The organism is Chloroflexota bacterium, assembly GCA_018829775.1.
Classification (GTDB): Bacteria; Chloroflexota; Dehalococcoidia; order Dehalococcoidales; family RBG-16-60-22; genus E44-bin89.
The window spans coordinates 1-8,507 of record JAHJTL010000039.1 but is presented as its reverse complement, the minus strand read 5'-3'; the positions used below and the strand labels follow the sequence as shown (position 1 = coordinate 8,507).

10 protein-coding genes and 1 other RNA gene are annotated in these 8,507 nt (G+C 55.0%); 8 read left to right on the top strand and 3 right to left on the bottom strand.

Annotated elements, in window-relative coordinates; genetic code table 11:
• Positions 1-518: hypothetical protein (locus KKD83_04220; GenBank protein MBU2535359.1), on the top strand; the 518-nt coding region annotated here is incomplete at its 5' end.
• 95 nt (positions 519-613) lie between these two features.
• Here KKD83_04220 and KKD83_04215 read toward each other — a convergent pair.
• Genes KKD83_04215 through KKD83_04205 form a run of 3 tightly spaced genes read right to left on the bottom strand, consistent with a single transcriptional unit; the run spans position 614 to position 2,466 of the window.
• Positions 614-2,053, bottom strand: coding sequence for a hypothetical protein (locus tag KKD83_04215; protein MBU2535358.1), 1,440 nt, complete (start codon positions 2,051-2,053; stop codon positions 614-616).
• Entirely contained in the window at positions 2,004-2,363 is a 360-nt protein-coding gene (locus tag KKD83_04210) for a hypothetical protein (GenBank protein MBU2535357.1), read from the bottom strand. The genes KKD83_04215 and KKD83_04210 overlap by 50 nt, the downstream gene beginning before the upstream one ends.
• Positions 2,308-2,466 carry a hypothetical protein gene (locus KKD83_04205; protein MBU2535356.1) on the bottom strand — a complete coding sequence of 53 codons (159 nt, stop codon included), beginning with the start codon at positions 2,464-2,466 and terminating at the stop codon, positions 2,308-2,310. Before KKD83_04205 ends, KKD83_04210 begins: the two co-directional genes overlap by 56 nt.
• A gap of 180 nt (positions 2,467-2,646) precedes the next feature.
• Between KKD83_04205 and KKD83_04200 the strand changes: the two genes are divergently transcribed.
• The 7 genes from KKD83_04200 to rnpB all read left to right on the top strand — a co-directional run bounded on the left by KKD83_04200 (position 2,647) and on the right by rnpB (position 8,270).
• Positions 2,647-3,783 (top strand): acyl-CoA dehydrogenase family protein, encoded by a 1,137-nt coding sequence (locus KKD83_04200; GenBank protein ID MBU2535355.1) that lies wholly within the window; start codon positions 2,647-2,649, stop codon positions 3,781-3,783.
• A gap of 11 nt (positions 3,784-3,794) precedes the next feature.
• A complete protein-coding gene (locus tag KKD83_04195; protein MBU2535354.1) occupies positions 3,795-4,217 on the top strand; it encodes a MaoC family dehydratase in 423 nt (140 codons plus the stop codon).
• Between the two features lie 42 nt (positions 4,218-4,259).
• The gene (locus tag KKD83_04190) at positions 4,260-6,095 is read left to right on the top strand and encodes a 4Fe-4S binding protein (GenBank protein ID MBU2535353.1); all 1,836 of its coding nucleotides are present in this window, start codon (positions 4,260-4,262) and stop codon (positions 6,093-6,095) included.
• The gene (locus KKD83_04185; protein ID MBU2535352.1) at positions 6,086-6,691 is read left to right on the top strand and encodes an indolepyruvate oxidoreductase subunit beta; all 606 of its coding nucleotides are present in this window, start codon (positions 6,086-6,088) and stop codon (positions 6,689-6,691) included. The genes KKD83_04190 and KKD83_04185 overlap by 10 nt, the downstream gene beginning before the upstream one ends.
• Before the next feature lie 71 nt (positions 6,692-6,762).
• Positions 6,763-7,458, top strand: coding sequence for a hypothetical protein (locus KKD83_04180; protein ID MBU2535351.1), 696 nt, complete (start codon positions 6,763-6,765; stop codon positions 7,456-7,458).
• A 13-nt stretch (positions 7,459-7,471) separates the two neighbouring features.
• The gene (locus KKD83_04175) at positions 7,472-7,867 is read left to right on the top strand and encodes a ribonuclease HI family protein (protein MBU2535350.1); all 396 of its coding nucleotides are present in this window, start codon (positions 7,472-7,474) and stop codon (positions 7,865-7,867) included.
• Between the two features lie 43 nt (positions 7,868-7,910).
• Positions 7,911-8,270, top strand: an RNA gene (gene rnpB, locus KKD83_04170) — RNase P RNA component class A.
• The last annotated feature ends 237 nt before the right edge of the window (positions 8,271-8,507 follow it).

The window sequence follows — 8,507 nt, the reverse complement described above, 5'->3', positions numbered from 1 at the left end:
TTCCATCGGCCAAGGCTGGAGAGCATGCGATATCCATCAGCGATGGTACCAACACCGATGAGGTAACATTCACGGTAGAGGCCGTCCCACCGCCGATACCGAAGCCCCTTCTGCCAGAGATGGGCGTGAAGGCGGAAACACCGGTAATATTCGACTGGGAAGATGTCGAAGTGGATGCTGAGCCGGCGAGCTATACTCTTCAGGTGGCGATCGATGACGACTTCGCCGAAGATTCCATCGTGCTGGAGAAAACAGGACTGGCCAAATCAGAATACACGGCCACGGAAGCGGAATCCATTGCTCTGGCTGGTCGAGAAGATGCTTACTACTGGCGGGTCAGAGCTGTCGATGCTGCTGAAAACGAGGGAGTGTGGACTGGCGCCGGTGAATTCTACGTCAGCAAACCATTCTCATTTCCAACATGGGCTTTATACACCTTGCTTGGCCTCGGGGCGCTGATTCTCTTTGCTGTCGGTTACTGGATGGGCCGCCGCACCGCCTATTACTATACATTCTAGTAGGGGTCTGACCTCCACCCCTTTTGTTCCCCCTCCTTAACGGGAGGGGGAACTTTCATTGGGGCTGAAAAAGGCGACTGGTTTTATAAGAGTAATCAACCTCCCCTCGCACTCCGCGGTGTGAACTGGCTGGCCGCTTCCAGCATTAATGCCAGGCTCATCAGGAAGTCGTCGTGGCCTTGGGAGGGATTAACGTAGAAATTCATCGTCTGGTTGGGACGGTACTGGCTCCTGGCCTTTTCCATCTCGAACCAGGATTCCTGATACTCTGGGGAACCATCACTTCGGTACATCTTTAACCGCCCGGAGTTAATCGCCGCCAGCAGGTTGAAGCCAAGCTCTGATTTCGAGCGCTGGGTAAAAGTGAAGGGAATGACCCGCGAGCCCAGCGCCTGCCTCAGAAACGAGCTCACCGGCTCGCCAACGCCGGTGGCATCAACCGCAATTCGGCGGCAGCGCCATACGTTCTTAAGGATGTCAACCAGCTGGGGGTAAAGCTCGGCGTGCTTTCTGCCCGTCCACCAGTAATGCTCCACGATTTTTATATGTGGCTGATGCACCATGTCACTGCCGGCGGTGAAATCCAGCTCACCGATGGTAACCACCGTGGAGTCCTGTCGAGGCTTTATAGCCCTTAGAAATGCGTCCTCGGCCTCTTCGGCTTCCCCGGAAAGGTCAATCCCTGCAACATAGACTTGTCCGCGCTCGGGAAAGTGTTTCCTGTGATGCTCACCGCGCAGCTGGGCACGTTGCTGGCTGTTTAAGAAACCACCGCCGCCGTGGATTGGCTGGAGTCGATACTGGGTCAGAAAAAGCGGGTGATTTTCCCCGAGTCTCTCCCTTTCCCCCTCAACGTAGGCGAGGTAATCGGGGTTGTAATTGGCGATTTCCTGCCAGTCATACCGGAAATGGCGTTTGATGCCGTCCCTTCTTTCCAGCTCGAGGTTTGTCTGCTTTACCTCCTCCAGCAGGGTGGAGTCATCCCACGTGGTGCCGTAGTGCACGGTGGTCACGTTGGTGGTGGCGCCCATCGGTTTGAACTCCTTGTTGTACTTCTCCTTGCTGACGTCCTGCGACTCGTCCACTTCCAGCAGGATGTGGGCCGTATTGCCCACCACGTTGGCGGACTCATCGGCGGAAAGGAATATGGCCCGGGCGTTGCCCAGTCTGATGATATAGCCCAATTCCGCACGCCAGATGCCATCGAAGCCAGCCTCATTTAATCTGTCCTTGAGACGGGCCATGGAGATAACCGTCTGCGGTTTAAAGGTGGGAGAGCACTTTATCAGGTTCTGCGGCTCTGCCATGTAGAGTGTCAGCAGGAGCAATTCAAGCTGGGCGGAAAGTTCATTTTTCCCGCCCTGCCTGGCAATTTCCACGGAAAACGTCAGTCCCTTTCTGCCGAAGACGCTGTTTACTATGGCCATAGCGATATCGCGCTGGTAGGGTCGCAGCTGGCGTGCGGCCAGTCCGCCTGCCGCAGATTTATCTGCTGACGGTGGTGGCGATGCCGATGCCGAGAGGGAGGGCGACATCTCTGAGGACATTGCCGATGGCCTCCTTCAATCCTTTCCTCTGTTCCTTGCTGATTTTATATTTGGTGCGCACAAGTCTCTCCAGAGCATTGGTTGCTTCTACGATGAGCCTGATATTTTTCGGGTCATCGCCCAGGATGGACTTGATTTTCACCCGGAGAAGGGCAATCTCATCATCAATGCCATTGACGCCGGAGGCAAGTTCGAAATCGAGACGCTCGGCTTCATCAAGCACTTTCTGATAGAAGCCGCCTTTAGCTTTTAGCTTTGTCTTTGATGCGTTTGATTTTTGGCGCGTTCTGGCTGGCATATGGTCTGTCTCCTCCGTTTAACGTCCGGGCAGCTGCCAGGACAATGGTGTGGGCAGCAAGGTCCCATCGCTGTTTTTCCACGGCCAATTTAAGGAGTTTCATCTTTACCCTCGTTATTTTAGTCGACCATAATAAAATAGCACAGATGTTCTAAATCAAGCGAGTCATTTTTGTCATCATTTTAACAACAAAGCACGTTTTTCATTTCTTGACAATCGATAGTGTTAGGTTTACGATTTGTCTAGTATCCGCAGTAGTTGTCGCACCGGGAAGGAGGAAGCAGTGGACTTTTCTCTCAGTGAAGAGCACAAGATGCTCCAGACCACGGTCAGAGATTTCGCCAATGAGAAACTGGCGCCGGTGGCCGACGAGCTGGACCGGAAACAGGAGTTCGCCTGGGATAATTTTAAGATGATGGCGGAGATGGGGCTGCTCGGGTTGGGTATACCTCCCGAGTACGGCGGCAGCGGTGGAGATGAGCTTTCCGTGGCCATTGCTGTGGAAGAGCTCTCTAGAGCATGTGCCGCCACCGCCGATATCCTGGATGCGCACCTGTGCTTGTGTGCCGCGCCGATTTACCGTTTTGGCACCGAGGAGCAGAAGCAGAAGTTCTTGCCCGCTCTGGTGAAAGGGGAGAAGGTCGGTGCCATGGCCATAACAGAGTCGGAAGCCGGCAGCGATGTCAGCAGTGTTCAGATGACCGCGGCCAGAGATGGCGATGACTATATACTCAATGGCACCAAGATATTCATCACCAATGGCGATGTCTGTGATGTGGTGCTCGCCTTTGCCAATGTACCGGAGCTAGGGGAGCGGGGCATGACGGCGTTTCTCGTAGAGGCGGAAATGCCAGGGTACAGCAAGGGCAAGAAGTACGATAAACTGGGTATGCGCGCCGCCACCAATGCCGACCAGGTACTGGAGGACTGCTGTGTGCCGGCGGCCAACCGGCTCGGTGATGAGGGACGGGGCATGCGCATCTTTCTGGAGCTGATAGACCACGGCAGGATAGGAATAGCGGCGCAGGCCATCGGCATTACCCGCGCTATTCTGGAGAGAGCCGTTGAATATGCCAAAAACCGCAAGCAATTCGGCGCGCCGATTGCTTCCTATCAGGCGATTAGCTGGCGGCTGGCCGATATGTACACCGAGCTGGAAGCAGCCAGATTGCTCACCTATCAAACAGCCTGGCTGGCGGATAACGAACAGCCGTTCCGGACGCAGGCTGCCATGGCCAAACTGTACGCCACGGAACTGGCAATGCGGGCATCCACACTGGGAATTCAGGTGTTCGGCGGCTACGGCTATATGATGGACTCACCGATGCAGCGCTACTTCCGTGATGCCAAGCTGACCGAAATCTATGAAGGAACTTCGGAAGTTCAGCGCATGGTTATCTCGGCCTCTCTCTTTCGTTGATTGAAGGCAATATGCTGCAAGGAAAAACGATAGACCAGCTGAATATCGGGGACCGGGCCAGTATCAGCAAGCTGATTACGGAGCGGGACGTGATACGCTTCGCCGAGTTAACCGGGGACATAAATCCGATACATATGGACAAGCTCTATGCGGAGCAGGCGGTTTTCGGCGAACGAATCGCCCACGGCATGTTAACCGCAAGTCTGATATCGGCAGTGCTGGGCATCAAACTGCCCGGCCCGGGCAATATCTACGTGTCCCAGAGCTTGAAATTCAGAGCGCCGGTTAAGTTTGGCGATGTCATCGAGGCGGAGGTGGAGGTGGTGGAAAAGATACCGGAACGAAACCGCGTTCACCTGAAAACCATCTGCCGCAATCAGGATGGCACCGTAGTGCTGGAAGGCGAGGCGATAGTAATACCCCGGCACGAATAGGCCAAACAACGGCAAATTACCAGCGAAATAATGGAGGCATTAATGGCGGAGAAAGAGTACCTGATGGGCAATGAGGCGATGGGCAGGGGGGCGATTGAAGCGGGGGCGAAGGTGGTGGCGGGCTACCCGGGAACTCCGGCCTCGGAGGTGCTGGAATATGTTTCCAAGTATCCCGATGTCTATGCCGAGTGGTGCATCAACGAGAAGGTGGCCCTGGAGATATGCATGGGCGCATCTCTCTGCAACACCCGCTCGCTGGCAGTAATGAAGCATAACGGTACCAATGTAGTCCTTGATTTTCTTATGCACCTGAATTACACCGGCGTCCGCGGCGGACTGGTGCTGATTTCAGGGGATGACCCCGGCGGCATCTCATCGCAGAACGAGGAGGATAGCCGCATAATCACCCGACTTGACGCCCACCTGCCGGTATTCGACCCCTGGTGTCCGCAGGAAGCCAAGGACATGGTGAAGACGGCCTTTGAACTCTCCGAGGAGACGGAACTGTGCTTCGTGGTGCGACCGGTGATGCGCGTCTGCCACGCACGCAGCATGGTCAATATGGAAGAGGTAAAAGAGGCGAAGGAGCCGTTTTTTGAGGATGACCGTTCGCGATTCATCATGAGCGCGGTACAAGAGGTCAAAGCCGGCGGTATTCTCCGTTCGGTGGTCAGGCACCAGTGGCTCAATGAGAAACAGCCGGTGCTGGCCAAAGTCATGGAAGATAGTCCCTTCAACCATATCGAGGGCGGCGAGGGGAAGATAGGGCTGGTCGCCTGCGGCATCGGCTACGCGTTTGTCAAAGAGGCGGAAAAGATACTGGGGAAGAAATTCCCGGTTTTAAAGCTGGGCACACTGCCCCTGCCTAGAAACAAGGTAGCCGAGTTCGCCAGGAAGATGGACAAGCTGGTAGTTTACGAGGACAGCGAGGCAGTGGTGGAGGGTATATTGAAGCAGCTGTTCTTCGATGAGGGGATAAAGGTGGAGGTGGTGGGGAGGAGCGGATTCTTGCCCACGGCCGGAGAACTGTCAACCACCGCAGTACTGAAGTCGCTGGCAGCGCTCTATCCGGAACTGGAAAAGAAAATCCCGGAAACAGTGCCGCTGGAAATGAAAGTCCCGATACGAACGCGCACCCAGTGTGTGGGCTGCCAGTACCGTGGCCTGCTGCACGCACTGAAACTGACGGCGCGCAAATACAAAGGCGTTGTCACCGGAGATATCGGCTGCTATGACGCCGGCTCATTCCCACCGATGGAACTGCAGTCGACCATCTACTGCATGGGCTCGTCAATACCCATGGCCTCAGGCATCGCCCACAGCGGCTATGGCCGGCCGGTATTTGCCATCATCGGCGATTCCACCTTCTTCCACAACGGAGTTCTCGGTCTCCTGAATGCCATCCACAGCGGTGTGGATATGGTAGCCATCGTCTGCGATAACCGGACCACGGCGATGACCGGCTTTCAACCGCATCCGGGCAGCGAAATCAACGTTCGTGGTGAACCAGCTCTCGCCATTGATGTGGCTCGACTTTCCACCGCCGCCGGAGCGACCAGTGCCCAGGTGGTCAATCCTTATGACATCCCGCAGGTAAAGGAAGCGCTGGAAAAGGCGGTGAAGGAAAAAGGCGTCTCCGTTGTCGTGGCCACCGAGCCGTGCTACCTGGTGTCGAGGCGGACCGGCGATTTTGGTTTCACACCGCGCAAGGTCGTTCTCGATGAAGACCTCTGCAATGGCTGTAAGATCTGCATCACCTACTTCGGTTGCCCGTCCATCCATTTCAGCGATGGCAAGGCGACCATTGACTATGGCACCTGTGTTGAGTGCGGCATGTGCGTGGAAGTTTGCCAGATAGGAGCAATAAAATGGAGTTAAACGTACTGATTGCGGGTGTCGGCGGGCAGGGCAACCTGTTTGCCTCAAGCATCCTCGCCGGATACCTGATAGAAAAAGGGTATCGGGTACTCGCCGTGGAGACAATAGGTGCCGCGCAGCGCGGCGGCTCCGTGGTATCGCATCTGCGGGTTTCCGATGCTGAGCTTTATTCACCACTCATCCCGGCAGGTAAGGTGGATATCCTTATGGGATTTGAGACTATCGAGATGCTGCGCAACTTCGAGCTGCTGGCCGGGGACGGCATGTACCTGCTCAACGACTACAAAGAGCCGACGGTGCTGTGCAATATGGAGATGGATATCTACCCCTCGGACGAGGAAATCCAGGCAGCGCTTAAGAAGTCGGGGAAGAAGGGCTACTCCATCAAGGCCACCGAATGCGCGCGGCAGATTGGCGGCAGCCTGCTGACCAACGTAGTTATGGTTGGTGCACTGTGTCAGGTATCGCCGTTCTTCGATAGCCAGGAAGTGAAGCAGGTGCTGGCGGGGAAAGCACCTGCCAAAGTGAAAGAACAAAACCTGCGGGCTTTTGAGGCCGGCGGTTCACTCATTCAGGAAGCGATGCATAAATCCTGATGTGATTTCACATCAGACACATTACAATCAAACGGATATTTCATGCAGGTCTCCGGAAAGAGTATATTGTCATGAGCGTAGCTGGGCAGCTCCACGAGCTGCAGGAAATCGACCTTGAAATTGCTGATGGAGAGCACAAGCTGGAACAGGTTGTCGGCCGGCTGGGTAAAGATGATGTGGTGGTCGCCGCTCGGGAGAAACTCGACGCAGAAAAGGAAAAGCTGAAGGAGCTGCGGCACCAGCAGCATTCCCTTGAGTGGGAAATAGACGACCTGGCCAGTAAAATAAAAGCCGGTGATGACCAGCTTTACAGCGGAAAAATCAAGAACCCGAAGGAGCTGTCCAGCCTGCAGCATGAGGTTGAGCTTTGGAAAGCCAAGCGCAACGGGCTGGAAACGAAAGACCTGGAAATCATGGAGAAGGTGGAGACAGTTGAGGCTGGCATAGCAACTCTGAACCAGGAACTGGAAGAGATTGACGCGGGGTGGCAGCGCGAGCAGGAAGGATTCAGGAATGAGAAAGCGGTGCTGGAAGGCAGCTTGAATGACCTGAAGCAGAAACGTCAGACGCTTGCCGCCGAAGTCGACTCAAAGGTCCTGACATTTTACGAGCGGCTCAGGAAAAACAAGGGTCTGGCTGTGGCCAGGGTGGAGCAGGGGATATGTCGCGGCTGCCGCATATCCTTACCCTCCAGCGAACTGCAGCAGGCGAGACGTAGTGCCCTGGTGCAGTGCGGCAGCTGCAGCCGTATTTTGTACCTGCCGTAGATGGTGAATGAAAATCGAGAAAGCAATTTTATATACCGACGGGGCATCCAGGGGAAATCCCGGTCCCGCGGCAATTGGTGCCGTGATTAAAGACGGGCAGGGCAGGGTACTGGGGAAAATTTCCAGACGAATCGGAAGAACTACCAACAACCAGGCAGAGTACCAGGCCGTTATTGCTGCCCTTGAAGAAGCCATCCGTTTGGGTGTGGCCGGTGTTGTGATAAAATCCGATTCCGAGCTGGTAGTAGAGCAGATAAACGGTCGATACCGCGTGAAAAACCCGGCGCTCAAGCCATTGCACCAGCGGGTCAGGGAACTGCAGTCTTTATTTCAGAGTTTCGCCATTGCCTCCATACCAAGGCGTCAGAATGCGGAGGCGGACAGGCTAAGCAACGCGGCGCTGGACTGAGCGGTTGACTAATAGTACCCCTGATACTAGACTATAAGTGGGTCAAGTAAACCGGGTGGCCGCCCTTCCTTCGGGAGGGGAGGAAAGTCCGAGCTCCACCGGGCAGGGTGCTGGGTAATACCCAGGAGGGGTGACCCTATGGAAAGTGCCACAGAAACATACCGCCCTTCCCATACGGGAAGGGTAAGGGTGAAATGGTGGGGTAAGAGCCCACCAGCGGCCGGGTGACCGGTCGGCTGGGTAAACCCCATCCGGAGCAAGGCCGAATAGAGGGATATAAGGACGCCCGGCCTATCCCCGGGTTGGCCGCATGACCCCGATGGTAACATCAGGGCTAGATAGATGGCCACCGTCCTTCCATGCTGGAAGGATACAGAACTCGGCTTACAGGTTTACTTGACCTTTGAGTTAACTGACGGATAGCCTCGTAAACGCACGGTAAGGAGGCAAATAAATCTTCTCCGAAGTCAAATCCTGCGTGTGTTTTTCCGTGGCTCAATGTTGTCAGTAATGTCCTTTGGGGGAAAATAAACCGATGTCAAACACGATGAAGTATGTACTCATCATTTTAACTTTCATTGCCATAATTGCACTTGCCTTCGGCACCGGCTATAACCTGGGAGGGGTTCCAACAGGAGAT

Coding starts and splice junctions, on each gene's coding strand:
- KKD83_04190 (MBU2535353.1), top strand. CDS start 4,260: ATGGCGGAGAAAGAGTACCTGATGGGCAATGAGGCGATGGGCAGGGGG.
- KKD83_04185 (MBU2535352.1), top strand. CDS start 6,086: ATGGAGTTAAACGTACTGATTGCGGGTGTCGGCGGGCAGGGCAACCTG.
- KKD83_04210 (MBU2535357.1), bottom strand. CDS start 2,363: ATGCCAGCCAGAACGCGCCAAAAATCAAACGCATCAAAGACAAAGCTA.
- KKD83_04205 (MBU2535356.1), bottom strand. CDS start 2,466: ATGAAACTCCTTAAATTGGCCGTGGAAAAACAGCGATGGGACCTTGCT.
- KKD83_04180 (MBU2535351.1), top strand. CDS start 6,763: ATGAGCGTAGCTGGGCAGCTCCACGAGCTGCAGGAAATCGACCTTGAA.
- KKD83_04195 (MBU2535354.1), top strand. CDS start 3,795: ATGCTGCAAGGAAAAACGATAGACCAGCTGAATATCGGGGACCGGGCC.
- KKD83_04215 (MBU2535358.1), bottom strand. CDS start 2,053: ATGTCGCCCTCCCTCTCGGCATCGGCATCGCCACCACCGTCAGCAGAT.